Origin of the sequence: Paenibacillus sp. FSL R7-0340, from assembly GCF_038002205.1 — a bacterium.
Lineage (GTDB): Bacteria > Bacillota > Bacilli > Paenibacillales > Paenibacillaceae > Paenibacillus > Paenibacillus polymyxa_B.
Genome location: NZ_JBBOBY010000001.1, coordinates 763,518 through 784,787 on the forward strand (window position 1 = coordinate 763,518; position 21,270 = coordinate 784,787).

The window sequence follows — 21,270 nt, forward strand, 5'->3', positions numbered from 1 at the left end:
TTATTTATCCTACATTAGGAGGGGGTATGGTTATATGGGACGATTTTTTTAATTTGGGGGTTATTTGGGTTTGATTTCTGGTAAAGTGTTTAAAAAAGAATGATGAATCCAATCAGAGGAGGAATTTATAGCATGGGAAAAAAGTTAAGAAACACAGTTACAGGTGTATTGAGTACAGGTCTTATTCTTAGCGCATTCAGCGCAGCGGCAGCTGCTCCTCAAACTACAAGTGGACATTGGGCAGGAGATCAGGTGCAACGCTGGTCAGCCACAGGACAATTGGACGGCGCGGTGAAACCAGATGCGGCAATCACACGTGCAGAATTTATTGTTCTTCTGAATCGCAGCTTGGGTACGTTCACGCAGGATACTCCAGCTGTGACTGACGTAACGTATGCGGACAGTGTAAAAGTAAACGGTAATGGAAGCAGAACGTTCACAGATGTACCAGCCTCTCACTGGGCATACAACGAGCTTACAAGTGCCGTGAATGCAGGTTACATAAGCGGCTATGCAGATAACAAGCTCAAACCAAATGGTAAGGTAACACGTCAAGAAGCTGCGGCTATCGTAGGCAAAGCTATTGGACTCACTGCCGGTAACGCAGCAGATGTTACTAAATTCATTGACTCCGACAAAATTGGAGCTTGGGCGAAGAAAAGTGTAGCGGCAGCTGCGGAGCAAAAAATCATCAACGGTTATCCGGATGGTAAATTCCAGCCACTGAAGTCGCTGACTCGTGCAGAGGCGATTGCTATTCTGGATGCTGCTTCCGGTTACAACCTGAGCCCTGTTGATAATCTGACGACGACTCCTGGTGGAACGGTGACGGATTCCACATACGGCAATGTGACAGATTCCACTTATGGTAACACGTCGACTACTTCTGGCAGTGAAACAGAAGATAGCAGCACAAGTACCAGCACAGATAGCACGACTACGGACAACTCTACAACCATAGATACCAACACAGATACTGACACAACTACGGATACGACTACAGATAGCACTACAGACACAGCTGCTGACGCGGTTGCAACTACGAAAGCACTGAAAGTCAACGATGTGTATGACGGAGAAGGTACAATTACGGGGACAGCTAAAGCAGGTTCCACAGTAACCGCCTATTCCAACGAACTGCCTATCGGTAGTGCAGTAGCCAAAGATGATGGCACATTTAGTATCAGTGTGCTTGCTCAAAAAGCAACGGTTAGGCTGGTAATCAAAGCTGAAGATGCAGACGGTAACGAAAGTGAGCCTGTAGAAATTTCTGTTTTGGGTAAACGCAGCGAGTAATTTATAGCTAAAATCCCCCTTTCACTCTGTCTGGAACAAGTCCAGCCGACAGTGGAAGGGGGATTTTTCGTTTATTCGCTTATACCGTCCTCGACAATAGACTTCTCGGGTTCACGTGTTTGTGGCTCAGACGATGTGCCACCGCCATAACTAGCTATAATGCGTTGCTGCGCTCGATACGTATCGCGGCTGATTCGGGTGCGATCTACGGTTTTTCCGTCTACCTTTTTTACCCGGAATGTTTCTACCACATACCCTTCTTTGCCCTGCCGAAGTACTTGATAGAAGCCGGGGGAAAGGGAGTCATTACGGAGTCTCTTCTCCGGTATGGGAAGTATGCGAACCGTATGGGATTCCAGTTCATACGAAACATTGGACGGAAATGTACCAAAAAATTTAACAGTAAGCGTTCGGTTTTGGACAGCCGCACGAAGTAGTAAATGCTTGCCTGTATTGTTTCTAAAACGAAAATTAATGGACCCTGTAGCAAAAGTCGCATCCTGACCTTTGGGCAGGTAGCTGACCGGCAAGGAATGGTTGCGGCGCTCAACAATGTCCAAACCGACTCGCAGTGCTGCATTATACACCGTGCTGGATACCTGACAAATCCCGCCGCCTATGCCGGACTCCAACTGACCGTTCACGATCACTGGAGCTTCACGAAAGCCATGAGTGCGCTCGGCCTTGGCAATCAATTGACCGTAGTCGAATATGTCGCCTGACTTGAGAATTAAACCATCAACGGTGCTTGCCGCTGAATTGACGTTATACACACGTCCTTCCGAGCTGCTGCCGAGACTGGTGGAGAACTGGACGATTTTACGCTCAATCCCTTCGTTACGCAGGCTGTCCACCGAAATTTTCGGCTCCAGCTGAAGGAACGGTAATTCCACTCGTATCGGCTCCTCAGAAGCGGTAAAATCCTTGGGCAGCGCCTTATCCAGTGCGGCGTCCAGTTTGGGCCAATCCAGACGTCGCGCAGAGCGCCCCGGAATATAACGAACCTGATCATTCCCGTCAATCTGACGCACAGCATTGATAGGCATGCCATATCGTTGCTCCTCCCAATCGGCTCCGAATTGGGCTTTCAATATCTCCTTCTGTCGGAAAGATGCGATAGACCATTCCTTTTCGAAGCTAAAACGTGTCTGCACACGAGTCCATAGATGCTCCGAGCTGAGCGCCTTCACGGCATTCCGAAATGCCTCCGCTTTATAACGAATCCCTGCTTCCCCGAGTGTAAGTTTTATATCCTGTGCACTGCTGTCACTGTCCGTCAGAAGCAGTGGGCGTTGCTTTAATGCATCCAGCTTTTTATCCACCAGCCGGAGAGCGGCTGTGTAATCCATGCTTCCTACGTTGACTCCTCCGACCCTCACTCCCTCCGGCAGCGTTTGTCTGTCGGCGTACAGATGAAGTCCCCCCCACAACATGGCCAGCGCCAGAACACCAGCCCATATCCAAATGACAGATAAATGAATTTTTTTCATAATGCAGATGTCTCCTGTCTGATAAGCTTGATAGCGTACTCGTGTGCCATATTATTCATATATATGTGCCAAAAGCAGAAAACTTTCGGTACTATTTAGGTAACAAATTTGTTACAATGATAAACGGTATGATGAAATAGAGAAGTTTTTAAAGGAAATGCATGGAATATGTCGAATGGATATTAGGTTATACGTAATATGATTAAGCAGCGGGAAGTGATCGAGTGATTGAAATGCAGGATGTGTGGAAGACCTATACTAACGGAACCCACGCACTTCAAGGAGTATCGGTCAGAATTGACCGTAATGAATTTGTATACGTAGTCGGCCCGTCTGGAGCGGGGAAATCGACTTTTATGAAGCTTATTTATAGAGAAGAAGTACCTACCAAGGGGCAAATTTCAGTCAATGGTTTTAATATCGGGAAGCTCAAGCAGCGTAAAATTCCCTACGTTCGTCGTAACATCGGAGTCATCTTTCAGGATTTCCGCCTTTTGCCGCGTTTGACGGCTTATGAGAATGTGGCTTTTGCTATGGAAGTTATTGAAGCTCCCAAGAAGCTGATTCGCAAACGGGTACCAGAAGTGCTTGAACTGGTTGGCTTGAAAACAAAAATGAATCGTGAGCCTGCCCAGCTTTCCGGTGGGGAGCAACAGCGTGTAGCGATTGCACGGGCCATCGTAAACAATCCTTCCGTGATCATTGCCGATGAACCTACGGGAAATCTGGACCCCGAGACATCGTGGGAGATCATGCAGTTGCTGGACGAAATTAATTTTAGGGGTACGACCATTGTGATGGCGACCCACAATAAGGACATCGTGAACTCCATGCGTAAACGCGTAATTGCTATTGAGAATGGCAACATCGTAAGGGATCAGGTAAGAGGGGAGTACGGATATGACTTTTAATACCTTCTTACGTCATGTGCGGGAAGGTTTCAAAAACATATTCCGCAATGGCTGGATGTCCGTGGCATCCGTTACCTCGATTATTGTGTCATTACTTATATTGGGCGTATTTATCATGCTGGTGCTCAACGTCAATTCCCTGGCTGATCAGGCAGATAGTCAGGTAGAGGTTAACGTATTTCTGGAGCTAAATGTAGAGCAGAACATGCGCGAAACACTGCAAAAGGAAATCGCGGCGATGCCGGAAATCAGCAAAACGACCTTTGTGACTAAAGCTCAGGGTTTGGAGGAGCTGCGCAAAGATTTGGGAGACAGCGGCAAGGAGCTGCTGGAGGGTTTTGACAAGGACAGCAATCCACTCCCGGACAAAATTGTGGTAGAGGTTATTGAACCAACAACGGTTCCATTTGTGGCTGAAAAGATTGAGAAGCTGAATACGTTGCATCCAGAGAAACCGATTTTAAAGGTTCGTTATGGAAAAGGCACCGTAGAGACGCTCTTTACGATTACGAAGCTCATACGTAATGTAGGCTTTATATTCGTCGCCGGACTGGCGATCATGTCCATGTTCCTTATCTCGAATACGATTCGCGTGACCATATTGGCACGACGCAGAGAGATTGGCATTATGAAGCTGGTCGGTGCGACCAACTTTTTTATACGCTGGCCGTTTTTTATTGAAGGCGCGCTTATTGGTCTTATTGGTTCCCTTATTACTGTAGGTATTTTATTTACTGGCTATCAGCGTTTGCTGACCGCCGTTCAGGGCGATATAGCTCTGAATATGTTGAAGCTTATGCCACTTGAAGGCATTTGGATTCAGTTGAGTGCATTGCTGATTATTTTGGGTATGCTGGTCGGAATTGTTGGCAGTACCCTGTCTATGCGCAAGTTCTTAAAAGTATAAAGAAGCGTTGGCTGGACGTCGTGGTCGGTATCAATTAGAACGGGGAAGCCCGGTGTTATTCTGCGATAAAGGATGGGGAGTGCAAGTTGAAAAAAACAGGATCTGTGTTGGCCGCTACCTTGGTAGCCGCATTGCTAATCCAGCCTTCTGACGGATATGCCAAAAGCATGAGTGAAATCAATTCGCAGCTGAACCAATTGGAAAAGCAGGCCCAATCTGCCAAGCAACAACAGGAAAAGGCTGCTCAAGATAAACAGTATGCCCAACATTACAAAAATAAAACCGTGCAAAACTTAAAAATTGTACTTGATCAGATTAACAGCGTCAGTGATCAGCTGACTCGTGTTGCGGTTCAGATTGATCAAACGGAAGATAATCTGCGTGCGACTAAAAAAGATTTAGCTGAGGCAATTGATCGTATCCAGTCACGGGAAAAAATGCTGGAAACTCGTGTGCGTTTGATGTATACGGATGGAACCGTCTCATATATGGACGTGCTTATGTCTTCGTCCAGTTTTAGTGACTTTCTCAGCCGGGTAGATTCCTTGAAAACGATCGTGGAGCAGGATCAAATCCTGTTGGACGAGCATAAAAAGGACAAGGCACTGGTCGTAAGCAAGAAGAAACAGCTGGACACGGAATATAAAAATGCCAAGAAGCTCTATGCGCTCAAGCAGGACGCCAAAGCAGAACTGAATTCGAAGGAAAAAGAGAAACAAAGACTGATTTCCAATTACGATCATGATATTGCTGAGTCAGATGAAATCAGCGAAGAGCAAAATGACATGCTGGTAGCACTCGCTAACAAACGTGTGGGTCTGGTGCAGGAGAAGAACAAGCTTAGAGCGGAGCAGGCTGCCAAAGCAGCACGCGCTAGAGCGGCTGCACGTGCGGCTGAAGCCAAACGATATGCATCTTCATCCTCAGGTGCCGCCTCGAATTCCAGCCATGCGGCAGCCAGTACGTATACAGGCGGAACGGGTACATTGGCTTCGCCTGTATCCCATTACCGACTTTCATCTACTTTTGGCATGCGGGTACATCCGATTACCGGCAAGCTTAAAGGCCACACAGGTGTTGATATGGCGGCTCCTCAGGGAACCGATATTCATGCAGCCGAAGATGGTGTTGTCATTGTTGCCGAATGGTGGAGTGGCTATGGAAATACGGTTGTGATTGACCATGGAGACGGGCTATGGACCCTATACGGACACATTCGCAATGGCGGTACGGTGGTTCATACCGGGCAGACTGTGAAACGTGGTCAAAAAATTGCAGAAGTTGGTTCGACGGGCAATTCCACAGGACCTCACTGTCATTTTGAGGTGCGCGAAAATAACAAACCTGTAAATCCGATGAACTATTTATAGTAGATAAGGTAAGCCCTATTTATAGCCATTACGGTTGTAGATAGGGCTTTGCTGTAATGGTTAATATCCGATGAAGAACATGTGCATTGAGACACGGAGTAGGATACAATTAACATATTCCGTACAAGCTAGACGTATACTTCGTGGATGGATATGCGTTGTAAGGTAATAGGATACAAGATAATGAGAAGGCGGTGGACGATTAGATGTTGAAAAAAAGTACAGCGATACTCTTGATGGTGATCGGGCTGCTTGGCGGCAGTCTGCTCACTTTTGCCTATACTGGAACGACTACAGTAGGGAACAGCGCTCTGGGCGAAGGACTGCTGGCGAGTGTGACAGGTAGCAGTTCTACCTCCAGAAGTGATATCCGCAAAATCGAGACGGCGATGGACCTGATTCAGGGACAATATTATCAGGATGTGGATCGTACCAAGCTGGTGGATGGCGCCATCAATGGTATGATGGAGTCGCTCGGCGACCCGTACTCCTCTTATATGGGTAAAGAAACTGCCCAACAATTCGAGCAATCCATTGAAGGTTCTTTTACTGGGATCGGAGCCGAAGTAGCTGCCGAAAACGGGAAAGTAGTTGTAGTCACGCCAATTAAAGGCTCCCCGGCAGAGAAGGCAGGGTTACGCTCTAAGGATATTATTTTGTCTGTTAATGGTGAAACACTGGACGGATTGGATCTAAACAAGGCCGTTTCCAAAATCCGTGGGCCTAAAGGCAGTCAGGCAAAAGTCAAAATTCAGCGCAGTGGCTCTCCTGATCCGCTCGAATACACGATTACCCGTGACAACATTGATATGGAAACTGTAACGGCTCATATGGAAAGCGACGGTGTAGGCGTCATCACGATCACCCAGTTCTCCTTGAATACAGCAGAACGTTTCAAGGAAGAGTTAGCGAAGCTCGAAAAACAAGGGCTTAAAGGGCTCGTCATTGACGTGCGTAATAACCCGGGCGGCGTGCTTTCCGTGGTCATTGATATTGCACAGCAATTTGTACCTTCTGGCAAAACGATTGTACAAGTGGAAGACAAGAATCAGAAGCGTGAAGAAGAGAAATCCAAAGGATCACGTAAGAACTATCCAGTGACTTTGCTAATGAATAAAGGCAGCGCAAGTGCGTCCGAAATTCTGGCAGGTGCTCTCCAGCAATCAGCAGGTGCTGTGTTGATCGGGGAAAATTCCTTTGGTAAAGGTACTGTACAAACCAGCTATGACAAGCAAATGGGTGACGGTAGCCTGCTCAAAATCACGATTGCCAAATGGTTAACGCCAAATGGAACGTGGATTCATAAAAAAGGGATTAAGCCGAATATTGCGGTGGAACAGCCTGAATACTTCACAGCAGCACCGTTGAACAAGGAAAAGTCCTTGAAATACAATATGAATAGCAGTGATGTGAAAAATGCACAAATCATTCTGCAAGGCTTGGGATACAAACCAGGTCGCGAGGATGGCTATTTTGACAAAGTAACTGAAAGCTCTGTTATTGCTTTCCAAAAACAAGCGAAGCTGACGGCTAGCGGCATCATTGATGCGAAGACAGCAGCAGCGATGGAAGCCAAGCTGATTGAGAAAATTCGTGATCCGAAAAATGATAATCAACTCAAGCAGGGGATTGAAGAGATTCGGAAGGAAATGAAGACAAGCGCAGCGAAATAATAGTGAGGCTACAACAAGGGGGCTGGAAACAGCCTCCTTTTATATTGGGATTTATTTGCAGTCTGTCGGTTTGTCTTCCCTACGTTGGCAATTTCATATAGAATAAATGGATATGAAATGTACGTGATCCGCTATACAGCGGGCCAGGGGCATAAGGAGTGTGAATGGACTTGGAATGGGCATTACAATGGGGATGGAGCGTCTTGAATGCTTGCTTGTACCTGCTTTTGCAGCCGTTTTATTATATCTCAATACTCATTGTAGCACTTGGTTATCGTCGGCAAATGCTGCTGGAGCGCAAGCTATTTCATACCAAAATGCATAGCTGGACTGCAGAGACCTGGCGTGTCGTATGGAGTGGTTTGCTTGCTGGAATGGCGCTATCTGCTCTGGGAATGTTCGTCAGTGTGCATCTGAACTCGGCTTCCATCGTGTGCCTGTGGGTAGCGACATTACTGCTCATGCTGGTACGCGTCCGTTACCTGTGTCTCGCTTATTCGGTAGGTCTGCTAGGTGTGGTTCAGTTTTTCTTAAACGTGGCCAGTGGCTGGCAACCTGGGGGAGCGCTCGGAACATCAGTAGCAGCCATCCGCGGATTGGATATTCCAGCACTGTTGGTGTTGGTCGCCGTGCTGCATGTGGCTGAGGCGCTGTTGGTTCGCTGGCAAGGGGGGAAGGCGGCCACTCCGCTGTTTGTCGAGGGCAAACGGGGAAGATTGGTTGGCGGTTATCGTATGGAAGACCTCTGGCCCATTCCGTTGTTGTTGTTGGTACCGACTCAGGGAGGCTTCATGCTTCCCTGGACACCTTTGTTCGGCGGCGATGCCGGAACCGGGTATATGCTGGCAGCCTTGCCAGTCCTAATGGGCTTCAGTAGCGTGACGCTAGGCCAGCTACCACGACAGAAGGCGGTACTTACTTCGAACCGTTTGCTCCTGTACAGTGTGGCTTTACTTCTGCTGAGCTTGCTGGCTGCTTGGTGGAATCCGCTGATATTGTTAGCAGCGTTATTCTCCTTTCTGGCTCATGAGGCGCTGATCTGGTATGGTAATATAGAGGAAAGTCGTCTTAGCCCGATGTTTGTCCATCCGGAGCAAGGGATGCGTGTTCTCGCTGTGCTGCCAGACAGTCCAGCGACAGCCATGGGCATACTGCCGGGCGAGGCCATTTACCGCGTGAATGGGGTTGTTGTGAATACCCGTGCCGAGTTACACCAGGCCTTGCGAATCAACTCTGCTTTTTGTAAGCTGGAGGTACGCAATCTGCAGGGCGAGAGCAAGTTTGTGCAGCGAGGCATGTACGATGGCGATCATCACCAGCTAGGGGTCGTGCTTGCACCGGATGCAGACGCGAGCTGGGCCGTATCCATACAGCCAGCCTCCATCTATCGGATTGTTGCCATGCACATAGGCGCACGACGACGTAAAGCTGGACAGGCATCGCAAGCAGAGGGTGCACATTTGGATACCATGGACAAATAGATGTTACAACAAGAGGGTAGTCATTATTTGATTAGAGTCGAATAAGGCTACGCTCTTTTTATATGCCGACAGTAGCCTGCTTGAAATCAATATTCTGATCGGTATACAATGAATATGTAATAAGAAGTGTTGATGAACCGAATGCCTATCATGTGTGTCAAGCAGGGAGAGAAAAAGATGAACGCGATTCACTTTATTCGAGAGTACATCAGGCATCCACGTAGCGTAGGCGCTGTTATACCCAGCTCAAGACAGTTGGCCAAACAAATTGCCACACCGATTTACTTTGACAAAGCATCGTGCATTATTGAATATGGTGCAGGAACCGGTGTGTTTACGCAAGAGCTTATTTTGAACAAGCGTCCAGAAACGCTACTTTTAGTGATTGAAGCTAATGAATCGTTTTACAAAACGCTACAAAGCAAGTACGGACACCTGGAGAGGGTACACATTATTCATGGATCGGCTGAGCATGTAGCGCAGTATATACGACAGTATGAGGTCCCAAAAGTGGATTATGTCGTGTCAGGGCTCCCTTTCACCAGCTTGCCCGCTGCATTATCCAGCCTCATTTTGGGACAAACGGCTGAGGTTTTGGGCCAGGAAGGCAAATTTATTACGTTCCAGTACAGCAAGGTCAAACACAATTTTTTTCGCACCTTTTTTGCTGACATTCAGATTAAAAAGGTAAACTGCAATGTCCCTCCCGCTTATGTGTTCACTTGCAGCCTGTAACCTTGCAGCTATGTAGAGGATTAGAATAAATACGAATGTGAATATACGGATAATTATGAGAAGACTTGGTCAGCGTCATTAAAATGCTGAAACAGTCTTTTTTTGTTGTGCACTTTTATGGATATATAAGAAGGGGATATGTTAAAAAGCAAAATTCATTTAAGGAATCATATTTTAAAATGGGGCTTAACCTATATATTACATAAGATGGAACCCGCTAGATTTTTGTAAGATTCATGATAAATCTGAACTTTTGTTAAAGGAGATTTATATATGGTAAAACCGCTGATATTCATGCGTTGGTGTGAGTACTATGAGTTAAGTGACCGTGAGACGGATTTTGTATCTTTTTTTATGATGAATTTCTCGGCTGCCCGTTCAGGCAATCAACCGAAGCTTAGGGAGCAGTTTGTTGAAATTCAGAAAAAAACCTTTCCTGAGTACCCGTTTGATATTACCCCGGAAGAACTGGATTACTCCAAATTCGAAGGCTTGATGAAGCAAGTGTTGAAAATTCATTTTGACACGGCCGAGCTGCTATACTCCTTTTATCTCCAAAAGCTGTGCGCACCTTTAGCAGAATACATTTTATCCACTGGAGAATCAGAGCCTGCACGCATCTATTATAAGCTTATTCAAAAGGATAAAGTGCGCTAGGGAAGACGAGTGTGGATGAGCAAGAGCTATTGTGATACCTCAAGCTATATGGTTATTTAAGAAATTAATACTAGCTAATTAAAACAATAGTTAAAAATGTCAATATACCTTTGTGTTAAGGTAATATTATAAATCCAGTTTCAAAGAAAGAGGGTGTTGTTTTCGGCTGGAACATTTCAAGCACGGATATGACGCTGCAACGGAACGATAAGCTCGTTTGGGGACAGGGAAGGGGCCTTAAAGCCTCAAGGAGGGGCATTCGTATGGGTGCCGCTCTTTTTAAATTGAAGGGAGGAAAACGGCATGAAGGCGAAAAATAGTAGTAGTATTTGGTCCAAACGTTCCAAATGGCTGCCTGTCGTCATGGCATGCACGATTATAGTAGGGGGTGCTCTACCGACTCCAACTGTAGTTCACGGTCAAACGGCAAAGACTGTTACCATTAAAGTCGATACATCCAAGGATCGTAAGCCTATTAGCCCTTATATTTACGGTACGAATCAGGAGTTGGCAGGCGATGAGAATCTGACTGCCAGACGACTTGGTGGCAATCGAATGACCGGATATAACTGGGAAAACAATATGTCCAATGCAGGAAGCGACTGGATGCAGTCCAGCGATAGCTATTTATGCGACAACGCCGGATTGACAAAAGCCGAATGTGAAAAGCCAGGTGCGGTGGCAACCTCGTTTCACGATCAATCGCTGAAGCAGGGCACATATTCTTTAGTCACACTGCCGATGGCCGGTTATGTGGCCAAGGATGGAAACGGAAGTGTGCAGGAAAGCGAAAAGGCTCCTTCCGCTCGGTGGAATGAGGTCGTAAACGCTAAAAATGCGCCGTTTCAATTGCAGCCTGATCTGAAAGACAATCAGGTTTATGCGGATGAATTCGTCAACTTTTTAGTGAAAAAGTACGGCGTTGCTTCAACAAAAACGGGCGTGAAAGGATATGCGCTCGACAATGAACCCGCTCTCTGGTCGCATACGCATCCGCGTATTCATGGTGAAAAGGTTGGAGCCAAAGAGTTGGTAGACCGGTCGGTAAGTTTATCCAAAGCTGTTAAAGCGGTTGACGCGGGTGCGGAAATTTTTGGGCCCGTTCTTTACGGTTTTGGCGCCTATAAAGATCTTCAAACTGCACCTGATTGGAACTCTGTAAAAGGCAACTACAGCTGGTTCGTGGACTATTACCTGGATCAAATGCGTCTCAGCTCGCAAGCCGAAGGCAAGAGATTGCTGGATGTCTTTGATGTACACTGGTATCCTGAAGCGATGGGCGGGGGCATACGAATTACAAATGAGGTAGGCAACGACGAAACGAAGAAAGCCAGAATGCAAGCGCCTCGTACTTTGTGGGACCCGACCTACAAGGAAGATAGCTGGATTGCTCAATGGAACAGTGAATTCTTGCCTATACTGCCTCGATTAAAGCAGTCGGTGGATAAGTATTACCCAGGAACCAAGCTGGCTTTGACTGAGTATAGCTATGGTGGCGAAAATGATATTTCCGGCGGTATCGCTATGACTGATGTGCTGGGCATCTTGGGCAAAAACGACGTCTATATGGCAAACTACTGGAAGTTAAAGGATGGTGCCAACAACTACGTTAGTGCCGCTTACAAACTTTACCGCAATTATGACGGAAAAAGCTCTACTTTCGGTGATATCAGCGTTCATGCACAAACGTCGGATATTGTTAATAGCTCGGTGCATGCTTCCGTAATGGATGCATCCTACAAAGAACTGCACCTCGTTGTCATGAATAAAAGCATGGACAGTGCATTCGACGCCCAATTTGATCTTTCCGGCGAGACGACTTACGGTTCCGCTAAAGTATGGGGCTTCGACAAAAATAGCTCGCAAATTAAGGAAGCAGCGCCAATCACGCAAATTTCAGGCAACCGCTTTACCTATACAGTACCGCCTTTGACGGCTTATCACATCGTGTTGACTGCTGGCAATGATACGCCTGTAGAAAATCCTGAAAGCTTTGCGCTGAGGGCTGAGGCTGGCGATGGGAAAGTCGATTTATCCTGGGACGCTTCCAGCGGAGTTGTAGGTTACAGCGTACAGCGGGCAACGTATGAAAACGGTCCTTTTGCTGCTGTAGCATCCAACTTGGTCGAAACGTCTTATACGGATACGAACGTAACGAACGGTACTTCTTACTATTATAAAATAACCGCAAAAACAAAGGCAGGAACGAGCGCATCCAATGTCTTGAAAGCGGTTCCGAGGGCGCCTGTAGACGGTCCGGATCGCTATGAAGCGGAAGATGGCACGCTGAAGGGGACCGTTGTGGAATCCAGTGGGACCGGCTTCTCCGGTACTGGTTATGTAACTAATTTCCACAATGCAGGGGATTCCCTGACGATGACGATCCAGGCTCCCACGGCAGGCTTGTACAATCTTACAATCGGCTACCGTTCGCCTCATGATGACAAACGCACCAACTTCTCTTTAAACAGCAAAGCGTCTGGCGAGCTGGTACTTTGGAAATCGGCTGATTTTAAAGAAACCTCTGGTGGTAAGGTTCTGTTGAATGCAGGGGCGAATACGATCGGTTTTGAAACAGGCTGGGGCTGGTATGATATCGACTACGTCAAGCTGGAGCCAGCTGCTGACCGTCCACCACATGCAGTAACCAAAACGCTCACCAATCCGAATGCGACGGTAGAAGCAAGAGCATTGATGAACTATCTGGTTGATCAATACGGGAAGAATATGCTTTCCGGTCAAGAGGATATGCCCGAAATTGATTGGCTTCAAGCGAATGTAGGTAAAAAGCCGGCTATTGCGGCACTTGACCTGATTGACTATTCCCCAAGCAGAGCGGAACACGGTCTTAGTTCCACAGAGACGGAAAAGGCGATTGAATGGGATAAGCAAGGGGGCATTGTTACCTTTGCATGGCACTGGAACGCGCCGAAAGGTCTGATCGATACGCAGGGAAAAGAATGGTGGAGAGGCTTCTATGCCGATTCGACTACATTCGATATAGAATATGCGATGAATCATCCAGAGTCCGAAGATTATAAATTGCTTATTCGCGACATCGATGTGATTGCAGGGCAATTGAAGAAGTTGCAGGATGCGAAAGTTCCTGTCCTGTTCCGTCCTTTGCACGAAGCGGAAGGCAAATGGTTCTGGTGGGGCGCTAAAGGTCCTGAGCCTGTTAAAAAATTGTATATTTTGATGCACGATCGTTTGACTAATGTGCACAAATTGAACAATCTGATCTGGGTCTGGAACTCTGCTGCTCCCGACTGGTATCCGGGAGATGAGTATGTGGATATTTTGAGCTTCGACTCTTATCCGCAAGCAGGCGACTACAGCCCGCAAATTGCAAAATATGAAGACCTTGTTACATTGGGCAAGGACAAAAAGCTAGTTGCCATGAGCGAAAACGGACCTATCCCGGACCCTGATCTGATGAAGGCGTATCAAGCCCATTGGAGCTGGTTCGCTACATGGTATGGGGATTTCTTGAGAGACGGCAAACAAAACAGTCTTGAGCATCTGAAAAAAGTGTATAATCATCCGAACGTCATTACGCTTGAAAAGCTCCCGACTAACTTAAAAACGTATGGCATTACCGAGCAACCGTCAGTACCGGGTAGCTTCACGCTGAACGCAGCGGGCGAAACGGCGAAAGTAAAGCTGAGCTGGACAGCATCAGCGAATGCAGCAAGCTATGAAGTGAAGCGTTCGACGGTTGAAAACGGCGCGTTCGCCACAGTAGCGAGCGATGTATACGGAAGCAGCTACACCGACACAGCCGTAACAGCAGACACGACGTACTATTACCAAGTCGTAGCGAAGAACGATGCAGGTCAAACGGTTTCGAACACGGCTAGCGCAGCGCCGAAAGCGGATACTCAGCAGCCGACAACGGGATTGGTGCTCCAGTATCGCACAGCGGATACAAATGTGAACGACAATAACTTGAAGCCGCATTTCCAAATTTTAAATAAAGGTACAACCTCCGTACCGATCAACGAGTTGAAACTTCGCTACTACTACACGATCGACGGTGACCGTGACCAGACATTTAACTGCGACTATGCGGTGCTGAGCTGCTCGAAGCTGAATGGTAAGCTGGTTAAAATGGATAAAGCTGCAACCGGTGCTGATTATTATTTGGAAGTCAGCTTCAACTCGAATGGAGGCGTGTTAGCACCTGGAGGAAGCACGGGCGAAATCCAAACTCGAATTCATAAAACAGACTGGTCGAACTATAACGAAAGTGACGATTACTCGTATAAAGGCACGCAAACTTCATATGCCGATCATACGAAGGCTACGTTGTATCACAATGGCGTACTTGTCTGGGGAACCGAACCGACAGCTAATTAAAATGATATAAATACTATCGCTGAAATAAGCAGGGGGATTTAGTATCCTACCTGCTCATTTTTTTATACGAGAAAACCCCTATATGATTATTTTGTAAAAAATGAAATGATATGTTTATTTCTATTCTTTTTGTAACATATCAAGAATTAGAATGGAGTTAATTAGAAGGAAGGAGATGAAAGAAATGAAATAACTAGTATTTTGGTGATGTCTACTGTCTACAATTACTTGGAAGTCTAATGTTTAATCAGTAAAAATACTTAAAGAGGAGAAATAACAAATGAAAAAAGCGATCTTAGCACTATCAATTTCCGCGTTAGCTTTATCTTTAGGGGGAGTAGCCTCGGCTTCACCAGTAAGTTCAACAATATCTGTTGGAGCTCCTGCCACAGTGAAAGTAACATTTGTGCCTGCTAACGGAGAAAAGGCACCTATTAAACTGCAAGATACAGAAGTACCTCTTGGTATGGGAAGTGACTACTACATGGAAGGTTCAAACTGGATGCTTTTGTATGGAAGTAACGTTATTAAGCTCACTGGCAATAAAGCTACAGTTATTGGATATGGTACAGCCCAAGTGGCGGCATATAAATCTAATGGTGACAAGTTAGGGGTTTATACATTTATAGTTAAAAGATAAGCTAGTGAAGAAAGAGAAATATACTTTCACTTTCTTCACTGAGGCTGTCGAGATTCCTCTCGACAGCTATTTTTATGAGTTTATTGGTAAGCTGATCTCTAGATCAGGGAAATACTCCTTTATTGGGTTACCGTCCTTATCCAATTCAAACTTACTTTTATTCCCTTCTTTAAAAATGTATTTATAAACTTTAATAGTAATAACTTTTGGAGGGGATATAAAGGGTTCAAACTGAGAATCAGTCATTAGAACATTACCGTCTGTTGCACTCCAACCTTTGCCCCCGATTTGTTTTATTTCATTTCCCTTATCATCATAAAGTTCATAACTTATTAAAGGTAAAGTAGAGATTTTTAGGGGTTTGGGTAATTCAATACGTGTAGTTATATTAGTTGTAATTGGGGTCAGCTCAATCTTTTCCAATGTATAATGAATTTTCTCATACTGGCGCTTGAGGCCAGGTGTCTGTACTATGTTGTTTTTAGTATTCTTCTCGACAGGGATATGAATTTTGAACGGTTGCTGAACCCCTGCCACGGGCATGGAAAGCGTTAAATCAAACTTATCTGGAAAGGATTTTCCCCCCTGGTTACGTAAATCTGAGAACTGTATAATTACTGAGTTGGAGCTTTTTCCAGGAATCATATAAGGATCAATGGAGTTGCTTGTATTAGCAGGTGCATAAGAGTTTATTTCTTTCCCATTAATAGTAAGTATTATATCGTTGATCAGTGATGATACTGTTTCTTTTGTAAATCTTTTGTCAGTGGTTTGTCGTTCTAAGGCAATGGATACACGTGTTCCGTCAAACATGACCTCTGGTACGCTGAGAGTCAGGCCATCGTGAGTATCACTAAGATTTGGTTTGGATACTAGCCCTTTTTCGTCTGCTGTTTGTAAACCAATATCACCAGCAAGCTGGAATATAGAATCTATACCTGGAATTTGTTTCAAGGAAGCAGCCATTGTTGGTGAAATAAATCCAGTACTAACGACAAGTGCAAACGCTACTACAAGTGCAGCGGAGGTTCCGAGAAAGGTATTGCGAACCCTTTTCGAACGGGAGTTAGAGCGTTTGTAGCGTCTTGTTTTCATTGTATTATAGCGTTCCATAGTTTTATCAATTAAATCCACTTGGAAAGGGGTATTCCGAATAAGCTTTTGTAAGTGCTCGATTTCTTTATCTTCCGATTTTAAAGGAATGCTCATATGTTTTTCCTCCCTTTTCATTGTAGTCGATTAGCTTTTTACGGAGCCGCTCATATCTTTTTCGGATCGTGGATGATTTCAGTCCCATAATTGTAGCAATCTCTTCGTAGTTGTAATCCTCAAGCGAACGTAATAATAAAATCTGTCGATCTTTTAATGTTAGCTGATCCAGTAACTCGTGAATTAAATTTGTATACTCGTGTATTGGCTGTTGCTTTAGATTCAGTTTGTACTGAATGAAGGACTTGAATGTTCTAGCGTTTCTTTTTAATAGGTCAGTACAATGATTTTGAGCGATTTTGTAAAGCCAAGCTGAAAAAGAGACGGTAGGCACAAAATGATGTATATGTTCTAGCCCTCTAATGAATATTTCTTGAGCAGCATCTTCCGCTTCTTCCCGATTTTTAAGTAAATAGTAGCAATATAAAAAGATCTGTTGTTGATAACGCCGTATGATATGTGTGTATGCTTGTTTGTCGCCTGCTTGGACCTGCTCTATGACAAGATTGATATCTGCGTTTTGATTATCTGTATTTAGCTTTTCCATTAACGTCCCTCCCTTCTGCCTATATAACTGAAAAAGATATACATTTGTGACATTCAAATAAAAAAACTTGAAGTTTGCTTTTAATGCTTCTCCAGATGTACCTCATTCAACTTTTCAATTATCACGGAATTCGTAAAAAAAAGGCTTCTTTCTAAGGCATCATAAAATAAAATGACTTTATAGACTATATATTTCACTATTTTAGTTATTTTGTAATGAAATGAAGTTCTTATGGTCGAAATCACATGCTAAGTATGACTTACGATATGTCTGAAACTATATTGAGGGGGATTGAAATGGAACATACACCTACGATCCGCTCGAAGATAGAGACCGAACTAAAGCAGAGGGGATATACATTTAGCAGCTTTAGTAAAATATCCGGTATTAACCGTGGTACATTCAGTACCATGCTGAACAGTAATCCACCCAAGCCCATCTCCGTTCGGCAGATGGACTTGATTACCAAGGCATTAGGGTATCCCGAAGGCTGGTTGTATGAGTTATACATAGATGAATGCTTTCACGAGGGGAAAGGGCACTGGAAACGGATCAAACCTTTTTTATTGCGTTGTGTGGAGTTGGGGAGGAAGGAGTGTATTCAAAAGGTATTGTCGAGACTAACCGAGGACTTATCTTATGTGTCAACAGTATTTGAGTTTGCAGAAGAACTGCACGAAGCAGGCAAGGAAAAGGAAGCGATCTCCTTTTACGAGTGTGTGGTAGAGAACGAAAGGTACCATCATTCCGAGCGGTTGGCAATCAGCCAGTTTAGGCTATTTTCTTGTTCTTTAAACAAAGATTTAGAGAATAATCGTCAACAAGCTATAAAATTTGCTCCTTATCGCAAAAATTTGCCTGAATCTCATCAATTGGATGCTTTATTAAAGCTGGCAAATGTGTACTACCAAGTTGATGATTGTGAGACAACTATACGATATACAAGAGAACTTGAGGTAATTGCCACAAATATTTATCAGCAGCAGATTCAGGCTAGATTAAGAAAACGTGAAGTTAAGCCTCTAAATACAGAAAGACATCTAATCGTCTATTATGGTCAAGCCTATTTAACGCAGGGGAATGCCTACGAGAAACAGGGGTTATACAAAAAAGCTATGGAGTTCATCCCCTACTATGCAAATTTAACTGATTTTGAAGGTCTAGATGAGGTTGGTATGTTAGAGGCACGGAAATTTGAAATGTGGGCGGAAGCAAACCGCTTGAATTTAGAAATTCTGATGGGAGATATGACTAATTTACCTGCCTATGTAGAACTTATTAGGAATAATCCTCAGGAAATATTACTTGGGTTACTAACCATATTAGAGTCTGCCAATACTTATAATTATATGATAGACGAATATTTAATTCTTTTTGGAGAGAATATTAATGAGTTTAGAGACTTACGTACAAATATTTCTTATTACAAGACGAATTATAATCTAGCAAACTATTCCCGTTTTTTTCTTGAGCTTAGTCGCTACTATTTTAATAAAGGGAACTATTCTGAGGCAATAGACTGTATGCTGAATAGTTTAAAGGCAACTTCACAGTTAAACGATAAGGCTTACTATATCAAGTCTATCACGTTGTTGTTTGAGAAATATAAGGATCATTCGACACATGAACAACGGACAGAATATGAAAAAGTGATTAAAGCAGTGGAGAACAATATCAAGGAAATGACTTTTTAGAATACAAAAGGGCTATATAATCTACTACTCTAAGTAAATTATATAGTCCTTTTGACATATTACGTGTATGACTACTCGGGAAAAAGTTAATTTTTTAGTTAGTTGCCTGAATCATCGAAGTTATTTTCAGAAAGCTCACGCTCTGAAGAGGTAAACAGTTCTTTTAAAATACGATAAGCTTTATTCTGATCCGCTTCATTCTGCTGGGAAAGGATATGAACGCATTCCCATATCCAGGGCTGACTTTTGAGTTCTTTAAAAGGATTAAAATCAAAAAATGCAAATACATTGGTGTCTAGCGCTTCGGCTATTTTCTCCAAAGTTTTAATTTGTACATTGACCTCACCGCGCTCCAACTTGCCGATATAGGAACCTGTTGAATCGGATGCTTCTGCTAACTGTTCTTGTGTAATACCCCGCAATTTTCGAAATTGACGGATTTTCGTTCCTAATAGTTTGGTTGTTTCCATAGACACCCACACTCCTATAGTATGAGTGTAGACAAAGCTGGATTAAGCGTGGAGGTAATTAAATTACCTTAATTATTCGATATTTAGTTCTTGTAAGAACTATTTTAATAAACATCAAATTCCATAATATAATAAAACAGTGTAGAAAAGGGGTTGACCGTCATCCAATTTATTCATATAATTTCTAGTATATTGTAATTGATTGTCGAGGAGGGTGATTTTTTAAAATCCTCTGAATACGCCGGGGGTGTTTTTATTGGAAAATGCAACCACGATCCGTTCGGAAATTGAGAAAGAATTAAAACTAGGTGGCTACACTTTTAATAGTTTTGGACAAGCTACGGGGCTTAACCGGGGCATATTTAGTGCTATGCTTAACGGCAATCCGCCTAAACCTATCTCGGTAAGACAAATGGACTTGATTACCAAAGCCTTTAATTATCCAGAAGGCTGGTTGTATGACCTGTATGTGGATGAATGTTTTTATGATGGAAGACCACATTGGAAAAGGGTCAAGCCGTTCCTGATTCGTTGTGTTGAAGTAGGAAATTTGCGATGCGTGGAGAAAGTGCTCTCACGCTTAATGGAAGATCTTAACCACATTCCAACAATCTTTGCTTTGGCAGAGGAGCTTTATGAAGAAGGGAAGTTAAAAGAGGCAATTCCTTTCTATGAATGTGTCATTGAAAATGAGAAATACCAACATTCAGAGAGGTTGGCAATTAGTCATTATAGAATTTTTTCAATCTCTGTTAGTGAAAGTATGGAAAGAAATTTGGAGGCCGCCCTAAGATTTGTACCCTTTAGAAATCGGGTACCCTTAGAATATCATTTAGATGGTTTGCTTAAACTGTTAAATCTTTATCACAATTTGCATCAATGGAAAGAAGCGGAGCGTTATGCGGATGAATTAAGAGCGCTTACAACTATTGTATGTAAAAGTAGAGAAACTAATAAAAAGAATTCTACATTGAAAACTGAAAGACATTTAGTTGTCTACTATGGTCAAGGTTATTTGATGAAGGGAATTGCATTGGAAAAACAAGAAAGATATGAGGAGGCCATGAAGTATATTTCTGGCTATGCTGATCTGAGTTGGTTTGAAGATTTAGGGGAAATTGGACAAAAAGAAGTACAAAAGTTCACCCTTTGGGCAAATGCTAATCAACTTAGCTTGAAAATTCTTATGGGTGATACAAGTAGTTTACCAATGTATATTCAATTTCTGAAAAATAACCCACCCGAGATTTTGTTGGGTTTATTAACGATAGTTGAGTCGGCTAACAAGCACGGTTTTTTAATTGAACATATTCTCCAACAGTTTTCTCATGAATTGGCCTCATTTAATAATGAATTATCTATGAAAGCCAGCTACTATAAACAGTCATTTAGTTATGACACTTATGCTGATTTGTGTTACCAACTGGCCATATATATGTTTAATAACCTTTCCCATGAAAAAGGCATCTATTATGTTTTAAAAAGCTTGAAGAAATGTCTGGAAATCAGCAGTAAAGAAAAGTTTATGATTTGTACAGCATTATTTGAAAGGTTTAGAAACAAAGCAACAAAAGACCAAAAATCAGAATATGAAGGTATCATGGAGGAGGTTTTAATCAATGCGAGTAAAAAACCTTAAATACATGCTGATTATGGGTTTTTTTAGCTTTTTAGCATTCTCTCATAACATTGTTGTTTTTGGACATGGTGCAGGAGGTTAATAGTCATCAAAAAACCAGCCTTACTGAGGCTGGTTTTTTGATTCTCCCCGTTAAAGGGATGAATTGGGTTTTATTATATTTTTAACCTGTAGGGAAGGTATCAGCTTGTA

The 21,270-nt window shown here is 43.7% G+C and carries 16 protein-coding genes; 12 read left to right on the top strand and 4 right to left on the bottom strand.

What is annotated here, in order from left to right; genetic code table 11:
- Positions 1–132: 132 nt before the first annotated feature.
- A complete protein-coding gene (locus MKX59_RS03365; protein WP_028542121.1) occupies positions 133–1,296 on the top strand; it encodes an S-layer homology domain-containing protein in 1,164 nt (387 codons plus the stop codon).
- Between the two features lie 71 nt (positions 1,297–1,367).
- Here the strand turns inward: MKX59_RS03365 and MKX59_RS03370 are convergent, their stop codons facing one another.
- Complete coding sequence (locus MKX59_RS03370) at positions 1,368–2,786, bottom strand: VanW family protein (RefSeq protein WP_076264488.1); 1,419 nt, start codon at positions 2,784–2,786, stop codon at positions 1,368–1,370.
- A gap of 224 nt (positions 2,787–3,010) precedes the next feature.
- On the opposite strand from MKX59_RS03370, the gene ftsE reads away from it, so the two are divergent.
- The 9 genes from ftsE (at position 3,011) to MKX59_RS03415 (ending at position 15,519) form a co-directional block, all read left to right on the top strand.
- On the top strand, positions 3,011–3,697 hold the full coding sequence (gene ftsE / locus MKX59_RS03375; RefSeq protein WP_023990620.1) for a cell division ATP-binding protein FtsE: 687 nt from the start codon (positions 3,011–3,013) through the stop codon (positions 3,695–3,697).
- Positions 3,687–4,604 carry a permease-like cell division protein FtsX gene (ftsX, locus tag MKX59_RS03380; protein ID WP_013312238.1) on the top strand — a complete coding sequence of 306 codons (918 nt, stop codon included), beginning with the start codon at positions 3,687–3,689 and terminating at the stop codon, positions 4,602–4,604. The genes ftsE and ftsX overlap by 11 nt, the downstream gene beginning before the upstream one ends.
- An 86-nt stretch (positions 4,605–4,690) precedes the next feature.
- Positions 4,691–5,974, top strand: coding sequence for a M23 family metallopeptidase (locus MKX59_RS03385; RefSeq protein ID WP_076156385.1), 1,284 nt, complete (start codon positions 4,691–4,693; stop codon positions 5,972–5,974).
- Positions 5,975–6,180: 206 nt separating this feature from the next.
- Entirely contained in the window at positions 6,181–7,647 is a 1,467-nt protein-coding gene (locus MKX59_RS03390; RefSeq protein WP_023990618.1) for a S41 family peptidase, read from the top strand.
- A gap of 164 nt (positions 7,648–7,811) precedes the next feature.
- Positions 7,812–9,128 carry a PDZ domain-containing protein gene (locus tag MKX59_RS03395; RefSeq protein WP_076264487.1) on the top strand — a complete coding sequence of 439 codons (1,317 nt, stop codon included), beginning with the start codon at positions 7,812–7,814 and terminating at the stop codon, positions 9,126–9,128.
- Positions 9,129–9,305: 177 nt separating this feature from the next.
- Positions 9,306–9,863: a class I SAM-dependent methyltransferase gene (locus MKX59_RS03400; protein ID WP_023990616.1), complete on the top strand. Its 558-nt coding sequence runs from the start codon at positions 9,306–9,308 to the stop codon at positions 9,861–9,863.
- A 273-nt stretch (positions 9,864–10,136) separates the two neighbouring features.
- On the top strand, positions 10,137–10,520 hold the full coding sequence (locus tag MKX59_RS03405) for a hypothetical protein (protein ID WP_023990615.1): 384 nt from the start codon (positions 10,137–10,139) through the stop codon (positions 10,518–10,520).
- Positions 10,521–10,823: 303 nt separating this feature from the next.
- The gene (locus MKX59_RS03410; protein WP_076264621.1) at positions 10,824–14,879 is read left to right on the top strand and encodes a glycosyl hydrolase; all 4,056 of its coding nucleotides are present in this window, start codon (positions 10,824–10,826) and stop codon (positions 14,877–14,879) included.
- Between the two features lie 280 nt (positions 14,880–15,159).
- Positions 15,160–15,519, top strand: coding sequence for a hypothetical protein (locus MKX59_RS03415; protein WP_075154836.1), 360 nt, complete (start codon positions 15,160–15,162; stop codon positions 15,517–15,519).
- 72 nt (positions 15,520–15,591) lie between these two features.
- Here the strand turns inward: MKX59_RS03415 and MKX59_RS03420 are convergent, their stop codons facing one another.
- Together MKX59_RS03420 and MKX59_RS03425 are read right to left on the bottom strand one after the other, a co-directional pair.
- Positions 15,592–16,728: a DUF4179 domain-containing protein gene (locus MKX59_RS03420; protein ID WP_076264486.1), complete on the bottom strand. Its 1,137-nt coding sequence runs from the start codon at positions 16,726–16,728 to the stop codon at positions 15,592–15,594.
- Positions 16,700–17,275, bottom strand: a complete 576-nt coding sequence (locus MKX59_RS03425) for an RNA polymerase sigma factor (RefSeq protein ID WP_076264485.1) — start codon at positions 17,273–17,275, stop codon at positions 16,700–16,702. Before MKX59_RS03425 ends, MKX59_RS03420 begins: the two co-directional genes overlap by 29 nt.
- Positions 17,276–17,571: 296 nt before the next feature.
- Here MKX59_RS03425 and MKX59_RS03430 point away from each other — a divergent pair, with 296 nt between their 5' ends.
- Complete coding sequence (locus tag MKX59_RS03430; protein WP_340857621.1) at positions 17,572–18,969, top strand: helix-turn-helix domain-containing protein; 1,398 nt, start codon at positions 17,572–17,574, stop codon at positions 18,967–18,969.
- 98 nt (positions 18,970–19,067) lie between these two features.
- Here MKX59_RS03430 and MKX59_RS03435 read toward each other — a convergent pair whose 3' ends face one another.
- Positions 19,068–19,439 (bottom strand): helix-turn-helix domain-containing protein, encoded by a 372-nt coding sequence (locus MKX59_RS03435; protein ID WP_076264483.1) that lies wholly within the window; start codon positions 19,437–19,439, stop codon positions 19,068–19,070.
- A 256-nt stretch (positions 19,440–19,695) separates the two neighbouring features.
- Here MKX59_RS03435 and MKX59_RS03440 point away from each other — a divergent pair, with 256 nt between their 5' ends.
- A complete protein-coding gene (locus tag MKX59_RS03440) occupies positions 19,696–21,078 on the top strand; it encodes a DNA-binding protein (RefSeq protein ID WP_076264620.1) in 1,383 nt (460 codons plus the stop codon).
- Positions 21,079–21,270: the final 192 nt, after the last annotated feature.